Source organism: Geobacillus jurassicus NBRC 107829 (genome assembly GCF_001544315.1).
GTDB lineage: Bacteria > Bacillota > Bacilli > Bacillales > Anoxybacillaceae > Geobacillus > Geobacillus jurassicus.
In genome coordinates, this window is record NZ_BCQG01000006.1 from 1 (window position 1) to 20,212 (window position 20,212).

20 protein-coding genes, 1 pseudogene and 2 riboswitches are annotated in these 20,212 nt (G+C 53.6%); of the genes and pseudogenes, 12 read left to right on the forward strand and 9 right to left on the reverse strand.

Annotated features, from left to right (window positions below; genetic code table 11):
- A partial coding sequence (locus tag GJ1_RS02770; protein WP_157068350.1) for a helix-turn-helix domain-containing protein occupies window positions 1-106 on the reverse strand: 106 nt, incomplete at its 3' end.
- A 145-nt stretch (window positions 107-251) separates the two neighbouring features.
- Between GJ1_RS02770 and GJ1_RS02775 the strand changes: the two genes are divergently transcribed.
- Complete coding sequence (locus GJ1_RS02775) at window positions 252-872, forward strand: hypothetical protein (RefSeq protein WP_245629328.1); 621 nt, start codon at window positions 252-254, stop codon at window positions 870-872.
- Window positions 873-884: 12 nt separating this feature from the next.
- Here GJ1_RS02775 and GJ1_RS02780 read toward each other — a convergent pair whose 3' ends face one another.
- Entirely contained in the window at window positions 885-1,085 is a 201-nt protein-coding gene (locus GJ1_RS02780) for an alpha/beta-type small acid-soluble spore protein (RefSeq protein ID WP_066228155.1), read from the reverse strand.
- Between the two features lie 396 nt (window positions 1,086-1,481).
- On the opposite strand from GJ1_RS02780, the gene GJ1_RS02785 reads away from it, so the two are divergent.
- From GJ1_RS02785 to GJ1_RS18540, 5 genes and pseudogenes are all read left to right on the forward strand, one after another.
- On the forward strand, window positions 1,482-2,726 hold the full coding sequence (locus GJ1_RS02785) for an MFS transporter (protein WP_066228159.1): 1,245 nt from the start codon (window positions 1,482-1,484) through the stop codon (window positions 2,724-2,726).
- A pseudogene (locus GJ1_RS17540) lies at window positions 2,723-2,809 on the forward strand (hypothetical protein); the annotation flags it as partial. The gene GJ1_RS02785 and the pseudogene GJ1_RS17540, both read left to right, overlap by 4 nt.
- An 81-nt stretch (window positions 2,810-2,890) precedes the next feature.
- Complete coding sequence (locus tag GJ1_RS18535) at window positions 2,891-3,046, forward strand: hypothetical protein (protein ID WP_167346078.1); 156 nt, start codon at window positions 2,891-2,893, stop codon at window positions 3,044-3,046.
- The gene (ykzP, locus tag GJ1_RS18250) at window positions 3,046-3,210 is read left to right on the forward strand and encodes a protein YkzP (RefSeq protein WP_014195259.1); all 165 of its coding nucleotides are present in this window, start codon (window positions 3,046-3,048) and stop codon (window positions 3,208-3,210) included. The genes GJ1_RS18535 and ykzP overlap by 1 nt, the downstream gene beginning before the upstream one ends.
- Window positions 3,203-3,352: a hypothetical protein gene (locus GJ1_RS18540; protein WP_167346079.1), complete on the forward strand. Its 150-nt coding sequence runs from the start codon at window positions 3,203-3,205 to the stop codon at window positions 3,350-3,352. Before ykzP ends, GJ1_RS18540 begins: the two co-directional genes overlap by 8 nt.
- Before the next feature lie 69 nt (window positions 3,353-3,421).
- On the opposite strand, the gene GJ1_RS02790 is transcribed toward GJ1_RS18540, so the two are convergent.
- Window positions 3,422-5,191, reverse strand: coding sequence for a B12-binding domain-containing radical SAM protein (locus tag GJ1_RS02790; protein WP_066228162.1), 1,770 nt, complete (start codon window positions 5,189-5,191; stop codon window positions 3,422-3,424).
- A gap of 194 nt (window positions 5,192-5,385) precedes the next feature.
- On the opposite strand from GJ1_RS02790, the gene GJ1_RS02795 reads away from it, so the two are divergent.
- Window positions 5,386-7,602: a PAS domain-containing sensor histidine kinase gene (locus GJ1_RS02795; protein ID WP_066228165.1), complete on the forward strand. Its 2,217-nt coding sequence runs from the start codon at window positions 5,386-5,388 to the stop codon at window positions 7,600-7,602.
- On the forward strand, window positions 7,592-8,083 hold the full coding sequence (locus GJ1_RS02800; protein WP_066228168.1) for a methylated-DNA--[protein]-cysteine S-methyltransferase: 492 nt from the start codon (window positions 7,592-7,594) through the stop codon (window positions 8,081-8,083). Before GJ1_RS02795 ends, GJ1_RS02800 begins: the two co-directional genes overlap by 11 nt.
- A gap of 156 nt (window positions 8,084-8,239) precedes the next feature.
- Here the strand turns inward: GJ1_RS02800 and GJ1_RS02805 are convergent, their stop codons facing one another.
- The 6 genes from GJ1_RS02805 to GJ1_RS02830 all read right to left on the reverse strand — a co-directional run bounded on the left by GJ1_RS02805 (window position 8,240) and on the right by GJ1_RS02830 (window position 15,380).
- Window positions 8,240-9,253: an ABC transporter permease gene (locus GJ1_RS02805; protein ID WP_066228170.1), complete on the reverse strand. Its 1,014-nt coding sequence runs from the start codon at window positions 9,251-9,253 to the stop codon at window positions 8,240-8,242.
- Window positions 9,195-10,745: a sugar ABC transporter ATP-binding protein gene (locus GJ1_RS02810; protein ID WP_066228173.1), complete on the reverse strand. Its 1,551-nt coding sequence runs from the start codon at window positions 10,743-10,745 to the stop codon at window positions 9,195-9,197. The genes GJ1_RS02805 and GJ1_RS02810 overlap by 59 nt, the downstream gene beginning before the upstream one ends.
- Window positions 10,742-11,902, reverse strand: coding sequence for a sugar ABC transporter substrate-binding protein (locus GJ1_RS02815; RefSeq protein ID WP_066228176.1), 1,161 nt, complete (start codon window positions 11,900-11,902; stop codon window positions 10,742-10,744). The genes GJ1_RS02810 and GJ1_RS02815 overlap by 4 nt, the downstream gene beginning before the upstream one ends.
- Window positions 11,889-12,956, reverse strand: coding sequence for an S-methyl-5-thioribose-1-phosphate isomerase (gene mtnA, locus GJ1_RS02820; RefSeq protein WP_066228181.1), 1,068 nt, complete (start codon window positions 12,954-12,956; stop codon window positions 11,889-11,891). The genes GJ1_RS02815 and mtnA overlap by 14 nt, the downstream gene beginning before the upstream one ends.
- A gap of 69 nt (window positions 12,957-13,025) precedes the next feature.
- A complete protein-coding gene (gene mtnK / locus GJ1_RS02825; RefSeq protein WP_066228183.1) occupies window positions 13,026-14,216 on the reverse strand; it encodes an S-methyl-5-thioribose kinase in 1,191 nt (396 codons plus the stop codon).
- A gap of 88 nt (window positions 14,217-14,304) precedes the next feature.
- A riboswitch (SAM riboswitch) is annotated at window positions 14,305-14,474 on the reverse strand.
- Between the two features lie 93 nt (window positions 14,475-14,567).
- The gene (locus GJ1_RS02830; protein WP_066228186.1) at window positions 14,568-15,380 is read right to left on the reverse strand and encodes a carbon-nitrogen family hydrolase; all 813 of its coding nucleotides are present in this window, start codon (window positions 15,378-15,380) and stop codon (window positions 14,568-14,570) included.
- 100 nt (window positions 15,381-15,480) lie between these two features.
- Here GJ1_RS02830 and GJ1_RS02835 point away from each other — a divergent pair, with 100 nt between their 5' ends.
- From GJ1_RS02835 to GJ1_RS02850, 4 genes are all read left to right on the forward strand, one after another.
- Entirely contained in the window at window positions 15,481-16,674 is a 1,194-nt protein-coding gene (locus GJ1_RS02835; RefSeq protein WP_066228189.1) for a pyridoxal phosphate-dependent aminotransferase, read from the forward strand.
- Between the two features lie 77 nt (window positions 16,675-16,751).
- Window positions 16,752-16,860, forward strand: a riboswitch (SAM riboswitch).
- A 76-nt stretch (window positions 16,861-16,936) separates the two neighbouring features.
- Window positions 16,937-18,178, forward strand: a complete 1,242-nt coding sequence (gene mtnW, locus GJ1_RS02840) for a 2,3-diketo-5-methylthiopentyl-1-phosphate enolase (protein ID WP_066228192.1) — start codon at window positions 16,937-16,939, stop codon at window positions 18,176-18,178.
- Complete coding sequence (gene mtnX, locus GJ1_RS02845; RefSeq protein ID WP_066228195.1) at window positions 18,175-18,843, forward strand: 2-hydroxy-3-keto-5-methylthiopentenyl-1-phosphate phosphatase; 669 nt, start codon at window positions 18,175-18,177, stop codon at window positions 18,841-18,843. Before mtnW ends, mtnX begins: the two co-directional genes overlap by 4 nt.
- Window positions 18,844-18,929: 86 nt before the next feature.
- Complete coding sequence (locus tag GJ1_RS02850) at window positions 18,930-20,105, forward strand: RNA-guided endonuclease InsQ/TnpB family protein (protein WP_066228197.1); 1,176 nt, start codon at window positions 18,930-18,932, stop codon at window positions 20,103-20,105.
- Window positions 20,106-20,212: the final 107 nt, after the last annotated feature.

Consider the following 20,212-nt stretch of genomic DNA (forward strand, 5'->3'; position numbering starts at 1 on the left):
CGGTCAAAAAGTGATTGTACACAAACCGGCAGCATCCGATCGTTTGGTGGATGAGCTCCGCTTGTGTTCGTGTGGGATCCAATCGAAAGCGATAGGCTTTGTGCATGGTTTTCCCTCCTATCAAAGGGAACTAACGTTCTGTTCGTGTTTATTTTACACCTTTTGTTTTTTGGATGCAAGAGGAAGATCGATGAGGAAAGACACCGATTCATCCCCACTTACGCTCACACGTGGAAAAGGAAGGCGGGGAAGTGCTGATTACGACGGTGGAGAGGGAGCACGACGCCTCTTCGGCTCGGAAGTTGTCTGCCGCGCTCTCGGAAATTCAGCGGTCAGTGGCGGATGACCGGATTATCATTACCACGGCCAACAGTACGATGGAAGTGCGCAACCAGGCTGTCAAACGGGGAATGACGACCGGAAAACTATTGCAAATCGAGAAAAAGGTGAAACCGGCTGCACCGGCATCTGTCCGTTCGGCACATGACAACGGTCGGAAAGGAGAAGATTGGAAAGATAAGGCTAAGGGCAGAAAAAAAGAAAACAAAACGTCAGCGGCCAAAGAACAAACGACACCACAGCCGCCAACGAAACAGAACGATAACGAGTCAAAACCGAAGCCATCGAAAAGCGAAAAACAGCCGACGCACAAACAGAAACATTCTGACCCGCCCCAAGGGAGCTTTTCTCCTGAAAAAGAGAGCCGTTCGAAACCGAAAAATCATGGGATTGCCCGTCCATCGCGGCCGGGCGCTCATTATGAAAAGAAAAGGGCGGATAGGGACGACAGCGGCAAGTCGAAGGGTTGCCGAACGTCTGATGTCCACCGCCATTCGAAAGCGATGGATTCCAAAACGAAAAAAGCCGAGTGATTCCGCTCGGCTTTATTCCGTTTTTCGGCCTGCCAGCTCGCTTTGCGCCTGGGCGACAAGCCGTTTCGTAATTTCTCCGCCAACCGAGCCGTTGGCCCGTGAGACGGTGTGAGCTCCCAGCTGCACGCCAAATTCCTGGGCGATTTCGTATTTGATTTGCTCCAACGCTTGTTCAATGCCTGGAACAAGCAGCTTGTTGCTTCCACGTGCCATCATTCGTTCCTCCTTTGATCATGTTTAGGTGTGGCATCATTAGTATGAGTGAACCGTTGGCGGGGTATGGATGGGAATTAAAGGGAGCGAAAGCCAACACGCGAATGGTTTTTTCAATTCTTTCATGTGCCAGAGATCAGCCAGCTAGTGAGTAAGACCGCCTGTTTATACATTCTGGCCGTTTTTATGCCGCATGCAGTGCGAAAAAATGTACATCATATAGTTGGAAATCTAGAAGGCCGGTGATTGAACAGAACATGCGGATCAACAGGGACGTTTCTCAAATTGAAAAACCTTATAACACCTGTTCCTCTCTTCACACGATAACCAAGCGATTTAGGGAAAACAGTTGTTTTTTACCGGCTTTCTAGACTTTAACAGAAAGGAGCCGAAGCGATGGAATGGACAGTGCGGCTGCCGAAACAGGCGGGTAAGCGGGTTAGGCGGGGATGGGCGGTGGCAGCGCTCGCTTCGATTCCGCTCGTTATGACGTTGGGAAATTCGATGCTCATCCCGGTGCTGCCGGTGATGGAAAGAGAGCTCGGCATTACGCCGCTGCAATCTAGCTTGTTGATCACGATGTATTCCATTGTGGCGATTTTGTTCGTTCCGTTGGCTGGATATATAAGCGATCGAATCGGAAGGAAAAACGTCATCATTCCGAGCCTCTTGTTGGCAGCCGCTGGCGGGGGGCTGGCCGGGTGGGCCGCTTGGCGAATGAATGATCCATACGGATGGATGATTGCCGGGCGCATGCTGCAAGGGCTCGGGGCAGCTGGAGCGTTTCCGATTGTTTTGCCGCTTGTTGGCGATTTGTTTCCGGATGATGAGGCGGCAAGCAGCTGTTTAGGGACGATTGAAACGGCGAACACGTTTGGCAAAGTGCTCAGTCCGATTCTTGGAGCGATGCTGGCCGGCATCGTTTGGTTTTTGCCGTTTTTTTCGTTTCCGTTTTTTTGTGTTGTGTCGGCGGCGATGATGGTTTGGTCCGTCCAAGCGCCGGCGCGGCGGGAGCAGCCGGAGCCGCTTCCGGTCTTTATAGCGGCGGTGAAGGCGATTTTCCGCCGCGAGGGGCGCTGGCTTGTCGGGGTTTTTGCCATCGGCGGCTTGTTAATGCTTGTGCTGTTTGCCTTCTTATTTTTTCTCTCGAGCCGCCTTGAAGATGTTTATCGCATCGATGGGATGGGGAAAGGATGGATGCTCGCCATCCCGCTTGGGGCGCTTTGCCTCGCTTCATTTGCTGCGGGGAAGGCGATCGGCGACAGGAAAAGGCGAATGAAATGGGGAACGATCGCCGGTTGCGCTTTAGCGGCCGCCGCGTTGGTTGCCATTCCGTTTTATCCGTCCCTCTTCCTTTGGATGGTGCTGTTTTCCGCCGCCGGCATCGGCGTCGGCGCCGCACTTCCGTGTTTGGATGCCTTGATTACGGAAGGGATTGAGAAAAACGAACGCGGGACGGTGACGTCGTTTTACAGCTCGCTTCGCTTTATCGGAGTGGCCGCCGGCCCGCCGTTGGCGGCATGGCTGATGAAAAACGGTTCTGGCCCGCTCCTGTTCTTGCTCGCGGGGCTCGCCCTGCTTGGCGGCATTCTCGCTTTTGTGCTCATTCACCCAGAAACGGACGAAGGAGGAAGGAAATGAAAGCGGTAACGTACCAAGGCATTAAAGACATAGCTGTCAAACAAATGCCCGACCCAAAAATTTTAAAGAAAGACGGCTGCATTGAGGTAGTGTTGAAGCCATAGCGATGCATAAAGCCCTCCTCGGGGAGACACGATATGAAAAAATGCGGAAGGAGGGGGAAGGTGGCTAACGTTGCATTTCCAGTCGCCCGCCTTCAGGACGGGACGCTTCGCCAGCTCCAGCAGCTTGAACAGCAACTGCGCGAAGAAACGGGGGAAGAAATTGTGCTTGTCGCTTATGAGCGAAAAACGGTTGATGAGGAGGAGGCGAAACGATGATGAAGCGGAAAGTAAAATTTGATGCAGCGAAAAATAACAACAAAACGCCGACGGAAAGCTTGCCGGACACCGAATTTGCGGCTCAGTACGCCGGTGAGGAAGATATGATCCGCGGCGCAAACCGCAATTCGAAAAAAGGGCGCCAAGGAGGCGGCGATGGGTAAAAAAGGGAAAGAGCGATCCGTGCCCGTAAATGAGGAAATGGCGTTTGAATGGGGCGATTTTGCCGCTCACGAGCCGCTTTGGCTGAGCGAGGAACAAAAGCGGGTGAAGGAAAATGAAAAGGAACGAAACAAGCAGGGATAACGCTCCCTGCTTTTTTAGCGTTAGGTGAAGGATCGGATATTTACAATAAATGCTCCCTGCTTTTGAACGTCAGGCAGATGCCGAGGCGGACAGGGTGGACAGCGGTGCAGAAAACAACGTGGCGCCGGCGCCAGACGGATCGAAATAGGCGACGATGGCTGTCGGCGCAAATGAAAGTTGCTTTTTCGCGGCGTAGCGCCCGACATCGACCGGCACGATTTCAACGACCGTATGTTTAAACAATTCCTTTTCCCCGAGCCCGAGGGCGGCAAAGTCCTCCCCAAGCGCCTCGGGGCGCTCAAGCAGCGCGCGGTAGACGGACGTGCGCGTTGATTTGTCCGTTTTTTCCTCCCACCACGGCTTGCGCGGCTTATACTTCTGTCCACGCAAGTAGTCGTATTTCATGAGCGATTCGGCGACAGGCAAGGCATCCGGCGCGTACGTACGCAAAAACTCATGCAGGCGGCGGAATAAATCCTCAAGCTGATGGCCGATGCGCGCCCAGCCGCGCTCATCCCAATACGCGCCAAACTGCTGGAAAAAGTCAAACGGCGATGGGAAGACGTCTGTCACCAAGTACTCGATCGTTTCGTCCATTCGATGGGCGTTCCAATACTTTTCGAGCACGTCTTCCACTTGCTTGATGCGGATGACGTCATCAAACGACAAGACGTTGTTGGCGAGCACTTCGTATGGCGCATGGTCCATATACACATAGCCGTACTCTTCGGCGCGCAGGCGCAGCCCGGTGCCGCGCAGCAGTTTCAAAAAGCCAAGCTGCAGTTCCTCCGGACGAAGGGCGAACACGTCGTTAAACGTTTTTCGAAACGAGTTGTAGTCTTCTTCAGGCAGGCCGGCGATCAAATCCAAATGCTGGGCGATTTTTCCGCCTTCTTTGATCATTGTCACCGTCCGCGCCAACTTGGTGAAGTTTTGCTTGCGCATAATGAGACGGTTCACTTCGTCATTCGTCGACTGGACGCCGATTTCAAAGCGGAACAGCCCGGGCGGCGCCTCCTTGTTTAAAAACTCGATGACCTCCGGGCGCATAATGTCGGCGGTAATTTCAAACTGGAACACGGTTCCCGGCACATGCTCGTCAATTAAAAAGCGGAACATGTCCATCGCATAGCTGCGGCTGATGTTGAACGTTCGGTCGACGAATTTGATCGTCCGCGCCCCGTGCTTCATTAAATAGCGTAAATCGTCCTTGATTTTTTCACGGTCAAAATAGCGGACGCCGACTTCGATCGAGGAGAGGCAAAACTGGCAGCTGAACGGGCAGCCGCGGCTCGTTTCGACATAGACGATCCGGTTCGGAAGTTGCGGAACATCTTCTGGAAAGCGAAACGGCGACGGCATGTCAGCGAGACGCAGTTTGTTTCGCTGCGGATTGACGACGATGCGCTCTCCGTCGCGAAATGCCAGTCCGGCGACCTGTGCCAGTTCTCCGCGGCCTTCTAAGGCAAAAAGCAGCTGTTTAAACGTTTCTTCCCCTTCCCCGATGACGATAAAATCAAACTCCGGCACCCGCTCCATCCATTCACGCACATCGTACGACACTTCCGGGCCGCCGGCGACGATGATGACGCTCGGCGCTGCTTTTTTCAACAACTTGACGACTTTAATCGTTTCTTCAATATTCCAAATGTAGCAGCTGAAACCGACGACATCCGGACGGCGTTGGTACAAATCGGTCACAATGTTCAGCACTGGGTCTTTGATCGTATACTCAACAAGCTTGACGTCAAACTCTGGCTGCGCGTATGCTTTTAAATAGCGAATGGCCAAATTCATATGAATGTATTTGGCATTTAATGTTGTACAGACGATGTTCATCGCAGCAAAACCCCTTTGATCAGCGTAACTAATCTATCATTATAATGCAGTTTCGCCAAACGAAAAAGATAAAAAACTTGTCGAACATTGCGGAAAAGAATTTTAAAAAATCTTCGTAAATTAAGGGAGGAGTAAATTTTTCCACAGCGAATATATATTTTCGGAATGGTTTGAATAGACAAGGAGAGATGGATATGGCCCAAAGCCTTTCTCCTAGGGAAGAACAAAATGCGTCGCCGGATGTGCGGCTGCTTGAAGAGGAAAATCGCCGGCTAAAAGAGCGATTGAACAGCTACTCGATCATTTTCGAGCGGTCGCTCGATGCGATCGTCATTTTAAATAAAAACGGCGAATTTGTCGATGCGAACGAAGCGGCGTGCAAGTTGTTTGAGATGGATAAGTTTTCGTTGATCGGCCGTTCGTTTTCTTCGTTCCTTGAGCTCGTACCGCCCGATATTTTATTGTTTCAGCGCTCGATGCTGCAAAAGTTCGGTTCGTTCAGCGACGAACTGCTCATCAAGCTGCCGGACGGCAAAGTGAAGCATGTGGAATTTTCGATGAAAAAGGATGTGTTCGATGAATTTGACCTTGTCATGATGCGCGACATCTCAGCCCATAAGGCGCTTGAGCGCGAACGCATCATCCATGAGTTTTTGTTTCGCGACGTATTTAACCGCGCCGTTGATGGCATCGTCATTTTCGATGAATTCGGGCGGTTTATCGATGTCAATCCGGCGTTTTCGATGAGCTTGAACTTGGAAAAAGGAAAGCTGCTCAACTTGTCGTTTCAGCAGTTCGTCGCCCGCGAATGCGCCAACGAGTTCGCCCGGCTGCTCGCGGAAGTGAAAGAAAAGGGAACGGCCAAGGGCGAGCTGTCGCTTGTCCGCCCGGACGGAACGGTGAAAATGTTTGAGCTGACGGCGACTTCGAACGTCTACAGCGGTTTTTACATGGCCATCATGCGCGATGTGACTGAACGGAAAAACATGGAGATCAAACTGCAAAAAAGCGAAGAACGGTTCCGGGCCATTTTCGAACAAGCGCATGAGGCGATTCTCATTTGGGATGATTTCGGCTACATATTGAACGCCAATCCGGCGGCGAGCCGGACGTTTGAACTGCCGCTGAACTTGCTTGTGCGCCGCAATTTGCTTGACTTTGTCGACTATGGGGACGAAAAGGTGAAACGCATTTTCACCGAGTTCCGCCGCAAAGGGGAAATTCGCGATGAGCTGACGTTCCATATGCCCAACGGCGAAGATAAGCAGCTTGAGTTTACAATGAAAAAAGGGGCAATCGACGGATACCACTTGACGATTTTCCGGAATGTGAGCGAGCGGCGGAAAATTGAGAGCGAGCTGCGCGAAAGCGAGCAAAAATTTCGCAGTATTTTCGACCATGCGATGGACGGCATTTTGCTTTGGGATGCACAGCATCGCATCATCGACGCCAATCCGGTTGTCTGCGGCATCTTTTCCGTCGAAAAGGAGGAGCTGATTGGCCGGACGGTGGCCGAGCTCGTTCCGGAGCAGGCGCGCCGCCAGCTCAATAAGCTGCTTCAACAATGCCAGCGCACCGGAGAGGCGAGCGGCGAGGTTGAATTTTTCGATAAGGAGAAAGGGAAAATCATTGAGTTTTCGCTGAAAAAGGAAGTGATCCCTGGCGTCGGGATGATGATGCTTCGCGATGTGACCGAGCGCAGAGAGATGGAGCTGCAGCTGCGCAAGTCGGATACGCTCAACGTCGTCGGCGAACTGGCCGCCGGCATCGCCCACGAAATCCGCAACCCGATGACGGCGCTCAAAGGCTTCATCCAGCTGTTGCAAGGAAGCATTGACGGCGACTATTCGATGTATTTTAATGTCATTATGTCGGAATTGAAGCGGATTGAGTCGATCATCACCGAGTTTCTCGTCTTGGCCAAGCCCCAGGCAGTGCAATATAGGCAAAACGACATCTGCAAAATTATGCAAGATACGATCGATTTGATCAGCGCCCAAGCAATGATGCACAACGTGCAAATCATCGCCGATTTCGAGCGCGGGCTGCCGCCGGTGTATTGCGAGTCGAACCAGCTGAAGCAAGTGTTCATCAATATTTTGAAAAACGCCATCGAAGTGATGCCGAAAGGCGGCGATATTACGGTGCGCATCGTCCGCGCTGACTGCTATGTGCGCATCTCGATCACCGACCAAGGATGCGGAATTCCGAAAGATAAAATCAAAAAGCTCGGCGAGCCGTTTTATACGACGAAAGAGCGCGGCACCGGCCTCGGCTTGATGGTCAGCTATAAAATCATTGAAGAGCATCAAGGGAAAATTGAAGTGGAAAGCGAAGTCGGCGTCGGCACGACGTTCCATATCACGCTGCCGATCGAACGAATGGAAAGAGAGGACGACGATGACGATTGAATATGCAGTATACCGCTCAGAGCTGTTCGGCGACATTTACATCGCCTCCGACGGCGAAGCGATTGTGAAAGTCGAGCTGTTTCCAGAAGAATGGCGCGCGTTCGCCGGCGAACATCCGGCTGTCAAAAGCCGGTCGCCGCTTCTTGAACGTGCGCTTGAGCAGCTGGATGAGTATTTCCACGGACGACGCCAGGCATTTGATTTGCCGCTGAAGTGGAAGGGAACAGCCTTCCAAGAAGAGGTGTGGGGGGCGCTTTGCCGCATCCCGTACGGCGAGACGGCGACATACGCCGACATCGCCGCGCAAATCGGCCGCCCGAAAGCGGTGCGCGCCGTCGGGCAGGCAAACCGGGCGAATGAACTGTCGATTCTCGTTCCGTGCCATCGCGTGATTGGCAAAAACGGCGCTCTAGTCGGTTATGCTGGAAGCCGCACCGATGTAAAGGAGAAGCTGCTCGAGCTTGAGTGGCGCTATAAGTAGATGACGCTCTTGCGTTCGCGGAACAGGCAAAGGTTTGGAAGGCGTTGTATGCGGACGCTGCATGGAGCAGGCGAGCGAGAAGGAAGGAACTGACCGCTTCCTTGGAAAAACGCTTCTGCCCCCGAGGATGTCATCCACGAGGGCAGAGATCGGGCGTTATTTTTTTTGCCAATGCGACAAGGCGAGGGCGCCGACTAAAATGACGCCTTTAATGATGTCTTGGGCGTAATACGGAACGTTCATCATCGTCAAACCGTTCAACAACACGCCCATTAAAATCGAGCCGAACAATGTGCCGATGACGTTCGGCTTGCCGGCGCCAAAAACGGAAAAGCCGATGTAGGCGGCGGCGACGCTGTCCATTAAAAGCGAGGCGCCGGCCGACACTTGCCCAGTGCCGATGCGCGAGGCAAGGACGATGCCGCCTAAGGCCGCGAAAAAGCCGCTGACGACATACGCGTACGTCCGGTAGCGGTTGACCGGAATGCCGGAGAGCCTTGCCGCCTCGCGGTTTTCCCCGGTCAAGTAAAAGAGGCGGCCGGGTTTCGTGTACGTTAAAAACAAATGAGCAGCGATGACGACAAACAGCATAAGCAAGACAGAAAACGGCACGCCGAACAGCTCTCCCTGGCCGATAAATAAAAAAGAAGGAATAAACTTGCCCGGCGCAGTGCCGCCGTCGGGCAACGGCATGTCGTTGTAAATCGAAAATCCTTTCGTATAGGTAAGCTGCACGCCGTTGATGGCGTACATCGTCGCTAAAGTAGCGAGCAAATCCGGCAGCTTGAATTTGACGATCAACAAGGAGTTCAAGAGCCCGACGGCAATGCCGAGCAACAGCGGCACGAGCAAAGTGACGAAAATTTCTTGGCGATATAAAACGAGCGCCGCCGCGCTGGCGATCGTCGCGAGGCTGACCGTCGAGCCGACGGACAAGTCGAAGCCGTCGACGATGAGCGAGAACGTAATGCCGATCGCTACCAACGTCACGATCGAAATCGAACGCAAAATGTCGCTGAAGTTTTCATAGGTGAAAAACCGGTCTTGCGTGATGCCGAAGTAGGCGATCACCGCGAGAATGGCCAACAAGGTGCCGTGTTTATACAAAAAGTCAAGAAGGGACGGCGCCGTTTTTTTCGACGGCGTTGCGGAAACGGCTGGCTGGCTCATTGATCTCACCTCCGCTGCAATAGTAGACAAGCTGTTCATACGTCAGTTCAGCGGCCGGCAGGCGGGCAAGCAGCCGGCCGTCCGCCATAATGTAGATCGTGTCACAGATTTCGAGCAGCTCATGAAATTCGCTCGAGAAATACAGCACCGTTTTCCCTTGATCGGCAAGGGAGCGGATAATGGCAAACACGTCTTGTTTCGCGTGAACATCGATTCCTTTCGTCGGCTCGTCGAACAAAAAGACACGTGCGTTCGTGTTCAGCCATTTGCCGATAACGACTTTTTGCTGGTTGCCGCCGCTCAAGTGGCGGACGGCAGTGGCGATCGACGGCGGATGAATGCCGAGCGAGCGGACGAGCCCATTTGCCTCCCCCGTTTCTTTTGCCCGGCTGATCCATTGCCAGCGCGACAGACGGGAAAGGAGGCGGACGGTCAAGTTCGTTTTCACCGTTTCCGGCAGAAACAGCCCTTGCTTGCGTCGTTCCTCCGGAATGAGGCAAAGGCCAGCGTCGATGGCTTCATAGGGCGATGAGAACGAATAGCGTCTGCCATCGATCTCCCACTCGCCGGACGTTTTCCGGTGGGCGATGAGGCTTTCTGCCAGCTCCGTCTTGCCGGCGCCGACGAGGCCAGCGATGCCGACAATTTCGCCGCGGTGGGCGTATAGGTCGACCGTTGTCCCGGTTTTGTCGATCGCGATCCTGCGAGCGGCGAAGGCGATGTCGCTTCCGTACGTGCGCGCTTGTTTCACTGCCATGGCCCGCTTTGTTCCGGTCATATGAAGAACGATGTCTTCAAGCGGCAGGCTGTCGGCGGCGCCATGGTAGACGACGCGGCCGTCGCGCAAAATCGTCAGCCGGTCGGCGATCTCCTGCACTTCTTTCAGCTTATGAGAGATATAAGTAAAGCCGACGCCTTGCTTCTTTAGTTCTTTGATGATGGCAAACAGCCGCTTCGTTTCCGCCTCGCTCAAGGCGGCGGTCGGTTCGTCCAAAATGATGTAGCGCGCGTCAGATGACAATACTTTCGCCAGCACGATCAACTGCTTTTCATGGAGTGAGCAGTCGCGCACAAGGCGAGTCGGCGGGATCGAGAGGCCGACGCGGCGGAGGAGGGCCGCGGCCCGCTCTTTTTCTTGACGCAACGAGCGGATCGGTCGTTGCTTCACATCAGCAAGTTCGTCGACTGCTAAGTTTTCGTACACCGGCAAGCCGGGAAACAGCGCCGTGTCGACTTCTTGAACGACGAGGCCGATGCCGGCTTGTTTTGCTTCGCGCGGCGATGAAAACGTGCGCGGGGCGCCGTCGATCATGATGGTACCAGCGTCAGGCGGAATGGCGCCGGCTAAAATGTTCATGAGCGTGCTTTTGCCCGCGCCGTTCATGCCTAAAAGGGCGTGGACCTCGCCCGGACGGACGTCGAAGTCCACGCCGTCAAGCACGCGCACGGCGCCAAACGACTTTTCAATGGCCCGCATCGACAAGCCGTTCATTTTTGGCTCACCTGGGCTTCCAACGTTTTCATCCACGGCGAGATGGCCACATTCGATTGCCCCCAACCCGGGATGTATTGCGAAAGCTCATTCATCGACACTTGTTTGTCCGGAAGGTCGGACCGTTTTACTAAGTGCGGTTCGAGCGAGTAAATGTTCGGTGTTTTTTCGCCAGCGATTTTTTGGTAGGCAAAGCGCACTTGGACGCGGCCGACTTCTGCCGGGTCCGTCGCCGTTGTCGCGACCCACGGGCTGTTTGGTTTTTGGATCATTTGCAAGTCTTCATCGCTTAAATCAATGCCGTACACTTTAATTTCCGTGCGCCCGGCTTGCTCGATGGCGCGCGTCGCTCCTTTGGCGAATTCGTCCCATGTCGCGAAGACAGCGTCGATATCGCCTTTATTCGGATATTTTTTCAAAATCGCTTCCATTTGCGTTTGCGTGTCCAAAGCCGTATTGGCGCTCGCCGTGCCGAATTTGGCGATTTCTTTAATGTTCGGGTAACGTTTTTTGAACGCCTCGTAAATGACATGGCGCCGCTCCATCGGCGTAAAGCCGCCGACCCAAATCGTCACGATGTTGCCTTCCCCGTTTAAATCTTCGGCGAGCGTTTTTAGCGTTTTCCAGGCAAGGCTGTAGTCGTCTTGGTCAATGACGGTAACGCCTGGAATGTTCAAGTCGTTGTCAAACGCCACGACCGGAATGCCTTTAGCAACGGCTTTTTTCACCGGGCCTTCGAGCGCGTCGGCGCGGCCGTGGTCAAGCAAAATGGCGTCGACGTTTTGGGTAATGGCCGTCTCAACGTATGAAGCCATTTTGGTTAAATCGTTGTCGGCGTTGTAAATTTGCACTTCGCCGCCGAACTTTTGCACTTGTTCCTTCACCCCGGCGATGTATTGCGAGGAGAACGTGCCGATGGACAGTTGCATAATGGCGGCGATTTTCACTGGCTTTTTCAGTTTTTCCGGAACGGCCGTCTGCTCCCCGCTCGTTGCTGTCGAGTGGCTGGATGTCGTTTCTGCTTTGTCGTTTGTTGTTTTCGTTGCGTTGGCTGGCTTGGAGCTCATAGCATCTTGCTCGTTTGTGCAGCCGGCTAAGATCGAGAAAACAGCAAAGATAAGCAGGATAAGAAAAGATGAGACCTTAAACCGTTTCATGGTGCTCCTCCTTTGCGAATAACGATGGCAGCGCCGTTTCATAGTTGCTGCGGACGATGCCTTTTTCGGTAATGATGGCGGTGATCAGTTCATTTGGTGTGACATCAAACGCTGGGTTGTAGACATGAACGCCTTCCGGAGCGATGCGCACGCCGGCGAGATGGGTCACTTCGTCCGGATGGCGCTCTTCAATCGGAATGTCTTCCCCTGTTTTCGTCGCCAGATCGATTGTGGACAGCGGCGCGGCGACGTAAAACGGAATGCCGAACGATTTCGCGAGCAAGGCGAGGCCGAACGTGCCGATTTTGTTCGCCGTATCGCCGTTTCGCGCAATTCGGTCGGCGCCGACGATGATGGCGTTGATCTGTTTCGCTTTGATCGTTTGCGCCGCCATGTTGTCGGTAATGAGCGTTACATCGACCCCGGCTTGCATCAGCTCCCACGCAGTCAGGCGCGCCCCTTGCAGCACCGGCCGCGTCTCAAGGGCGTAGACGGACAGCTCGATCCCTTTTTCTTTCGCCAAATAAAACGGAGCGAGCGCCGTTCCGTAGCGGGCGGTGGCGATTGAGCCAGCGTTGCAAATCGTCATCACCCGGTCGCCTGGTTGAAAGAGCGACAAGGCGTGTTCACCGATGCGGCGGCACACATCCTCATCTTCGACTTGAATGTGGATCGCTTCATGGATGAGCGTCGTTTTCGCCTCGTTGATGGAGACGGCGTTTTCGACAGCGGCGACGAGCCGGTCAAGCGCCCAAAACAAATTGACGGCGGTCGGGCGGGCGCCGGCCAGGTAGTCGCGATCCTGTTTTAAGCGGCGACGGAATTCATCGACCGACTCGGTGTCATAGCTCGAAGCGGCGAGCGCCAAGCCATAGGCGGCAGTGATGCCGATCGCTGGAGCCCCGCGCACTTTCAGCGTGGCGATCGCGTCATATACGTCTTCAATGGTGTGCAAGTCGATATATTCCGTGACCGTTGGAAGTTTTTGTTGGTTTAAAATCGTCACATGCGTCTCGCGCCATTCGACTGAGCGCGGGATGGCAAATGTGCTCATTGCTGTCTTCCTTTCTTTTGGCGTTGTTCGTTTGTCCGGCCCGTCGCCGGCGGGCCGGATCGAATGGCATTACTGCTTGGTTTCGGCGAACAGCCGGCGGAAGCCATCCGTTCCTGTCAGCTCAGCCCGCTCAATGATCAAGCGGCGGCCGAGGCGGAGCGCATGCCGTTTGGCCGCAAGGCGCGCCTCTTTTTGCTCAATGCCGTCAAGGTCCGCCACATGGGCAAGGCCGATCGTCCGGCGGATCACTTCGCAGCCGGCGAAGCCGACAGCATCGACAAACGTTTGCCGCAGCACATCTTCAAGCAAGCCGGGCGTATGGGCGTATGTCTCAACGCTTTCGGTGCGCCAAAGCTCCGAGAACACGGACGCAAAGACGTTCCACGTCCGGTCGACGTGCTCAAAGAGCGGCTGGCGCTCTAATTCAGGGCGGGACAACGCATTTAACAGCAAATTGGCAAAAAATTGGCCGAGGTCAAACCCGATCGGGCCGTAAAAGGCGAATTCCGGGTCAATCACTTTCGTTTCGTCATCGCTGGCGAAAATGCTGCCGGTATGCAAATCGCCATGCAAAAGCACATCGGCTTCGGTTAAAAACTTGCGCTTCAGCTTTGCCGTTTCGAGATGGAGGCGGTCGTCGCCCCAAAGCGTTTCGACGTCCGGGCGCAATTCGTCTTCAAAGTTGTTCGTGTCGCGGTCAAAAAACGGGTCGGTGAAGACGAGGTCTTCCGTGATTTTGCACAGTTCCGGATTGACGAAGCTTTGCGCCAATTTCTTTTTCTCTTGCTGGTTCATGCCGAAATCAGACGTATAAAACGCCATCTTGGCGACAAACTCGCCGATATGCTGGGACAAAAGCGGATACGTTTTTCCTTCGATCAACCCTTTGCGGGCGATTTGCAGGCGGGACAAATCTTCCATCACCGTAATGGCGAGCGATTCGTCAGAATAGTAGACTTTCGGCACGTATTGCGGCACATAGCTGGCGAATGTGCGCAGCGCGTTGCTTTCGATGACGGCGCGCTTTAACGTAAGCGGCCAGCTTTCGCCGACGACTTTCGCGTACGGCAGCGCTTGCTTAATGATTACGCCTTGCTTTGTTTCTTGGTCGACGATATGAAACACTAAGTTCAAGTTGCCGTCGCCGATCTCGCGGCATGCAAGCGGCGCCCCGTCGCGGAATAAGCCGAGTCGGACGGCGAGGGCGGTTGCCTTTTGCTCGGTAAGCGGTTCATACACAGATGATTGGACGATCGTCATTTTCATATTCCCCCTTTAGTGTGCGAAAAATGAAAAAGCCTCTTTCGCATACGGAAAGAGGCTTGAAGATTCATTACGTTCTTCGCGCCTCTTATCTTTCAGAAAGACCGATGTCTTTCTGTTGGACTTAGCACCGTGCCCTGCGGAAGCATGACGCTTCCGGCGCCGCTCTGCGGCGTGCGCCCTATCTCACGATAGCATTACGGTCGGTTGCTGGGCTTCATTGGGCCAATTCCCTCAGCCAACTCTTGATAAGAGTACCGATTCGCATATTCAGTTTTGGCAATTTTCACGATGTTGACAATCATTTGGCTGCTTGATTCGAATGATACATGGTCGATCAATCGATTGTCAATACGTTTTGAAAAATTTTTTTGCCGCTTCATAGTCATGCGGCCGGCGGTCGGCAAACACCGGGATGCGCGCACGGACGTCCGCAACGAGCGCGGGATCAATATCGGCCGCGAGAATGCCGGGCTCTTCACTCGCCTCAGCGATCACTTCGCCCCATGGGTCGATGACGAGCGAATGGCCGGCAAAGACGTTGTTTGGGTCGCGGCCCGCTCGGTTGCAGGCGACGACGTAGCATTGGTTTTCGATCGCCCGCGCCATCAGGAGCGTTCGCCAATGATGGAGGCGGGGAAGCGGCCATTCGGCGACGACAAACAGCACTTCCGCCCCAGCCAGCGCATGGGCGCGAATCCACTCCGGAAAGCGGATGTCATAGCAAATGACCCCGGCGCATGAAAGCCCGTCGAGCGAAAACAAGCCTAAGCCGCTTCCCGGCTGCAAATACAAATGTTCATCCATCAGCCGGAACAGATGGAGCTTGCTGTATTCATTGACGATTTGACCGCTCCGGTCTGCAACGATCATCGTGTTCGTCACGCCGGTTGCAGTTTTTTTGGCGACCGAGCCGGCGACGAAATGGATGCCGTACGTTTGCGCCAAGCGGGAGGCGAACGCTTTCGTCCGTTCGGCGTTGTCATCGGCAATCTCACCTAAGCGCTTCAAATCGTAGCCGGTCGTCCATAATTCTGGAAGCACGATGATGTCGGCACCGTCCTTCGCGGCGGATTCCACGGCGCGTTCGGCCCGCCGTTCGTTTTCGTGCGGGTCGCCAAATGCGATGTCAAGCTGGAGGCAAGCGATGCGGATCGTCATTGTGTTTTCACCTCAACGAAAAAATTTTGCTTTACATTTTGCTTTTTACGATATATGATGTTGCACTAGAATTTCAAGAATTTTTAAGAAGGTGTGGGCCATGACGATCGAAATTCCTTTTTCTGCACTGCTTGAGCAGCTGCCGAAACAATTTTTCGCCTCGCTTGTCGCGAAAGTCGGGGCGAAAATAAAGGCTGGATGCGACGTGATTAATTTGGGGCAAGGCAATCCGGACCAACCGACGCCCAAACATATTGTCGAAGCGGTGCAGCGGGCGGCGGCCAATCCGAAATATCATAGATATTCGCCGTTTCAAGGCTATTCGTTTTTGAAAGAAGCCATCGCCGCGTTTTATGCGCGTGAATACGGGGTGAAGATCGACCCGGCCCGCGAAGTGGCCATTTTGTTCGGCGGCAAGGCCGGGCTTGTGGAGCTGCCGCTTTGCCTCGTCAATCCGGGTGATGTGGTGCTTGTCCCGGATCCGGGCTATCCGGACTATTGGTCGGGGATCGCGCTCGCCCGCGCGCGGATGGAAATGATGCCGCTTTTGGCGGAAAACGGCTTTTTGCCGGACTACGAAGCCATTCCGGCGTCGGTCGCCGACCAGGCGAAGCTGATGTTTTTAAACTATCCGAACAATCCGACCGGCGCAACGGCGACAAAAGAATTTTTCGCTGAAACGGTGGCGTTTGCTGGGAAATACGGCGTTGCCGTCGTGCACGATTTCGCTTATGGGGCGATCGGCTTTGACGGCCGAAAACCGGTCAGCTTCTTGGAAGCCGATGGGGCGAAAGACGTCGGCGTCGAAATTTATACGTTTTCGAAAACATACAATATGGCCGGCTGGCGCGTCGCGTTTGCCGTCGGCAACGAGCGGATCATTCAGGCGCTTGAGCTCTTGCAGGACCATTTGTACGTCAGCTTGTTCGGAGCTGTTCAGGAAGCGGCTGCTGCCGCGCTCCTCGGTCCGCAAGATTGCGTAACGGAGCTTGTCGCGTTGTATGAAGCGCGCCGCAACGCGTTCATCGCTGCGCTCTGCGAGATCGGCTGGGAAGCGCCGGCGCCGTCCGGGTCGTTTTTCGCCTGGCTTCCGGTGCCAAAAGGCTTATCATCCGCCGAGTTTGCTGACGTGCTGCTTGAGCGGGCGCACGTCGCCGTCGCCCCAGGCATCGGTTTTGGCGCTCACGGTGAAGGATATGTGCGCGTCGGCCTCTTGACTGATGAAGCGCGGCTTCGCGAAGCGGTGGAGCGGATCGGCCGCCTCGGATTGTTTGAAAAAATTTTTGAAAAATGATTGACAATGCCAATCGGTGATGTCATAATTCAAAGTAAATTTGCCAATCGTTTGACAAGTGCATAAACGAGCAGGCTTTCTTATCAAGAGCAGGCGGAGGGACGAGCCCAATGAAGCCCGGCAACCGGCTTGGCGCGCGCCAAGCACGGTGCTAATTCTTGCAGCGGAAACGCTGGGAGATAAGAAGAGCGCCATGGATGAGTGACGCCTCTTCTTAATGAAGAGGCTTTTTCATTTCGTTGCATTGAAAGAGGGATGGACGATGAGTGCAGTGATTGCAACGTATTTGATTCATGATGAAAAAGACATTCGGAAAAAGGCGGAAGGGATCGCGCTCGGCTTGACGGTCGGCACGTGGACCGACTTGCCGGCATTAGAGCAAGAGCAGCTCCGCAAACATAAAGGGGAAGTCGTTGCGGTCGAAGAACTGGGAGAAAGCGAGCGGGTGAACGTCTATTTCGGCAAGCGGCTGAAGCGGGCGATCGTGAAAATCGCCTACCCGACGGTCAACTTCAGCGCCGATTTGTCGGCTCTGTTGGTGACGACGTTCGGAAAATTGTCGCTTGATGGGGAAGTGCGGCTGCTTGATTTAGAGTTTCCGGATGAATGGAAGCAACAGTTTCCCGGGCCGCGCTTTGGCATCGACGGCATTCGGGACAAAGTCGGGGTGCATAACCGCCCGCTGTTGATGAGCATTTTTAAAGGCATCATCGGCCGTGATTTGGCGTACTTGACGTCGGAATTGAAAAAACAGGCGCTCGGCGGCGTTGACCTAGTCAAAGACGATGAAATTTTGTTTGACAGCGAGCTTCTTCCGTTTGAAAAGCGGATCACCGAGGGCAAGGCGGCGCTTCAAGAAGTGTATGAACAAACGGGCAAGCGGACGCTCTATGCCGTCAACTTGACCGGCAAAACGTTTGCGTTAAAGGACAAAGCGAAACGAGCCGCTGAGCTTGGCGCTGATGTGCTGTTGTTTAACGTCTTCGCTTACGGGCTTGACGTGCTGCAAGCGTTGCGCGAGGATGAAGAGATTGCGTTGCCGATTATGGCTCACCCGGCGTTTAGCGGCGCTGTTACGCCGTCCGAATTTTATGGGGTGGCGCCTTCGCTTTGGCTTGGAAAGCTTTTGCGGCTCGCCGGCGCCGATTTCGTCCTGTTCCCGTCGCCGTACGGCAGCGTCGCCTTGGAGCGCGAGCAGGCGCTCGGCATCGCCAAGGCGTTGACGGATGAACAAGAACCGTTTGCCCGGGCGTTTCCGGTGCCGTCGGCTGGCATTCATCCCGGATTGGTGCCGCTCCTTGTCCGCGATTTCGGCCTTGACAGCATCGTCAATGCCGGCGGCGGCATCCACGGCCATCCGGACGGGGCGATCGGGGGCGGCCGGGCGTTTCGCGCGGCGATCGACGCAGTGCTGGCCGGCCGTCCGCTCCGCGCGGCGGCAGCAGAAAACGAAGCGCTGCAAAAAGCGATTGACCGCTGGGGCGTCGTTGAGGTGGAAGCATGACGAAACAGCTCGTTCTCTTTTGCGATTTTGACGGCACAATTACGGAAAACGACAACATCATCGCCATTATGAAACAGTTCGCCCCGCCGGAGTGGGAGGCGTTAAAAGACGACATTCTCGCTGAGCGCATTTCCGTTCAGGAAGGAGTCGGGAAGATGTTTTCCCTCCTTCCGTCCACGTTGAAGGATGAAATTGTGGATTTCCTGCGGCGCACCGCCCGGTTGCGCGCGGGATTCCGAGAGTTTGTCGCGTTTACGAAAGAGCGGGGAATCCCTCTTTATATCGTCAGCGGCGGCATCGATTTTTTCGTCTATCCGCTCCTTGAAGGGCTCATTGAACCGGAGCGCATTTTTTGCAACGGCTCCGATTTCAGCGGCGAGACGATTCGCATTACATGGCCGCATGCATGCGACGGTGAGTGCCAAAACGGCTGTGGCTGCTGCAAGCCATCGCTCCTTCGCAAGCTTGCCCGCCCGGACGGGTACCATGTCGTCATCGGCGATTCGATCACGGATTTAGCGGTGGCGAAGCAAGCGGATTACGTGCTGGCGCGCGACTTTTTGCTCGAAAAATGCCGAGCGCTCGGCTTGCCGCATGCGCCGTTTGCGACGTTTTTTGACGTGATTGATGCGTTGCAGCGGATGGAGGCGTTTAACTGTTCGTGATAAATCTATAAATATGTATAAAAATCTGATGATGGTTTTATAGCGGAAGCAAAGTAAAGAAGGGGCGAAAAAGGGGCTGGGAGAAGATGATTCGCACTTACAAAGTTATGCTTCTGCCTAACAATAAGCAAAAGACGAAGCTATTTCAATGCGCAGGTGTTGCCAGATGGGCGTATAACTTTGCATTAGCGCAACAACAAGAAAATGATAAACAAGGTGGTCAATTTTTAAGTGATGGCGAACTAAGAAAAAGGTTAACGCAGCTCAAACAAACGAAAGAGTACAGTTGGCTCAATCAATTCTCAAACAACATCACAAAACAAGCAATTAAAGATGCGTGTCAAGCCTACAAAAACTTTTTTGAAGGACGGGCGAAGTTTCCGAAGTTTAAAACAAAAAAGCGAACACGCCCAAGTTTTTATCAAGACACCGCCAAAATCAAAGTGACCGACACGCACGTGAAACTAGAAAAACTCACTCCATCTAAGAAAAAAAACAAGCAAACATTGAATTGGATTCGTTTGGCGGAACGAGGACGTATTCCGTACGGAAAACATGTAACATACGTCAATCCGCGCATCGTGTTTGACGGGATGAACTGGTTTTTAACGGTCGGTGTAGAGGAAGCGGGAGTGAAACATGAAACGTACAGCGAAGGCATCGGCATTGATTTGGGAGTAAAATCGTTCGTTACCGTCAGCAATGGGATGACGTTTCCAAACATCCATCACATGCCTCAAGTGAAAATGCTCGAAAAACAAATCAAACGAATGCAAAGAAAAATATCGAGAAAATATGAAATGAACAAAATCCAAACAGAAGGAGGTGAATTCCGTTACAGAAAAACGGAAAACATCAAGAAACTAGAATTCCTTGTTTTGAAAAAACGCCGAAGGCTAAAAAATACCCAGCTAAACTATACCCACCACATCACAACGACGTTGGTGAAAACCAAGCCAGCGTATGTCGTGATGGAAGACTTGAACACAAACGGCATGTTAAAAAATCGGAAGCTATCGAAAGCGATTCAACAACAAACATTCCACGAGTTCAAGCGGCAAATGACGTACAAATGTGCATGGCATAGTATCGAGTTGATCGTGGCGGATCGTTTTTATCCGTCAAGCAAAATGTGCAGCCGTTGCGGTCATGTAAAAGAGAAGTTTTCTCTATCCGAACGAACGTACCGCTGTGAAGCTTGCGGGATAGAAATGGATCGCGACCTCAACGCGAGCATCAACTTGAAAAACTATGCCAAGTAAAGCACAACATGTACCCATACGTTAGTGGGGAAGTGAAGCCTTCGGAGCGCCAAGCAAACGAGAGTAGCTTTTCGCGAAATCGGGCGCGATGAACAAGGAAGGAAACA

Excerpts from the sequence above, each read along its gene's own strand:
- GJ1_RS02780 (WP_066228155.1), bottom strand. The coding sequence starts at position 1,085 with ATGGCACGTGGAAGCAACAAGCTGCTTGTTCCAGGCATTGAACAAGCG.
- GJ1_RS02785 (WP_066228159.1), top strand. The coding sequence starts at position 1,482 with ATGGAATGGACAGTGCGGCTGCCGAAACAGGCGGGTAAGCGGGTTAGG.
- ykzP (WP_014195259.1), top strand. The coding sequence starts at position 3,046 with ATGAAGCGGAAAGTAAAATTTGATGCAGCGAAAAATAACAACAAAACG.
- GJ1_RS18540 (WP_167346079.1), top strand. The coding sequence starts at position 3,203 with ATGGGTAAAAAAGGGAAAGAGCGATCCGTGCCCGTAAATGAGGAAATG.
- GJ1_RS02790 (WP_066228162.1), bottom strand. The coding sequence starts at position 5,191 with ATGAACATCGTCTGTACAACATTAAATGCCAAATACATTCATATGAAT.
- GJ1_RS02795 (WP_066228165.1), top strand. The coding sequence starts at position 5,386 with ATGGCCCAAAGCCTTTCTCCTAGGGAAGAACAAAATGCGTCGCCGGAT.
- GJ1_RS02800 (WP_066228168.1), top strand. The coding sequence starts at position 7,592 with ATGACGATTGAATATGCAGTATACCGCTCAGAGCTGTTCGGCGACATT.
- GJ1_RS02805 (WP_066228170.1), bottom strand. The coding sequence starts at position 9,253 with ATGAGCCAGCCAGCCGTTTCCGCAACGCCGTCGAAAAAAACGGCGCCG.
- GJ1_RS02810 (WP_066228173.1), bottom strand. The coding sequence starts at position 10,745 with ATGAACGGCTTGTCGATGCGGGCCATTGAAAAGTCGTTTGGCGCCGTG.
- GJ1_RS02815 (WP_066228176.1), bottom strand. The coding sequence starts at position 11,902 with ATGAAACGGTTTAAGGTCTCATCTTTTCTTATCCTGCTTATCTTTGCT.
- mtnA (WP_066228181.1), bottom strand. The coding sequence starts at position 12,956 with ATGAGCACATTTGCCATCCCGCGCTCAGTCGAATGGCGCGAGACGCAT.
- mtnK (WP_066228183.1), bottom strand. The coding sequence starts at position 14,216 with ATGACGATCGTCCAATCATCTGTGTATGAACCGCTTACCGAGCAAAAG.
- GJ1_RS02830 (WP_066228186.1), bottom strand. The coding sequence starts at position 15,380 with ATGACGATCCGCATCGCTTGCCTCCAGCTTGACATCGCATTTGGCGAC.
- GJ1_RS02835 (WP_066228189.1), top strand. The coding sequence starts at position 15,481 with ATGACGATCGAAATTCCTTTTTCTGCACTGCTTGAGCAGCTGCCGAAA.
- mtnW (WP_066228192.1), top strand. The coding sequence starts at position 16,937 with ATGAGTGCAGTGATTGCAACGTATTTGATTCATGATGAAAAAGACATT.
- mtnX (WP_066228195.1), top strand. The coding sequence starts at position 18,175 with ATGACGAAACAGCTCGTTCTCTTTTGCGATTTTGACGGCACAATTACG.
- GJ1_RS02850 (WP_066228197.1), top strand. The coding sequence starts at position 18,930 with ATGATTCGCACTTACAAAGTTATGCTTCTGCCTAACAATAAGCAAAAG.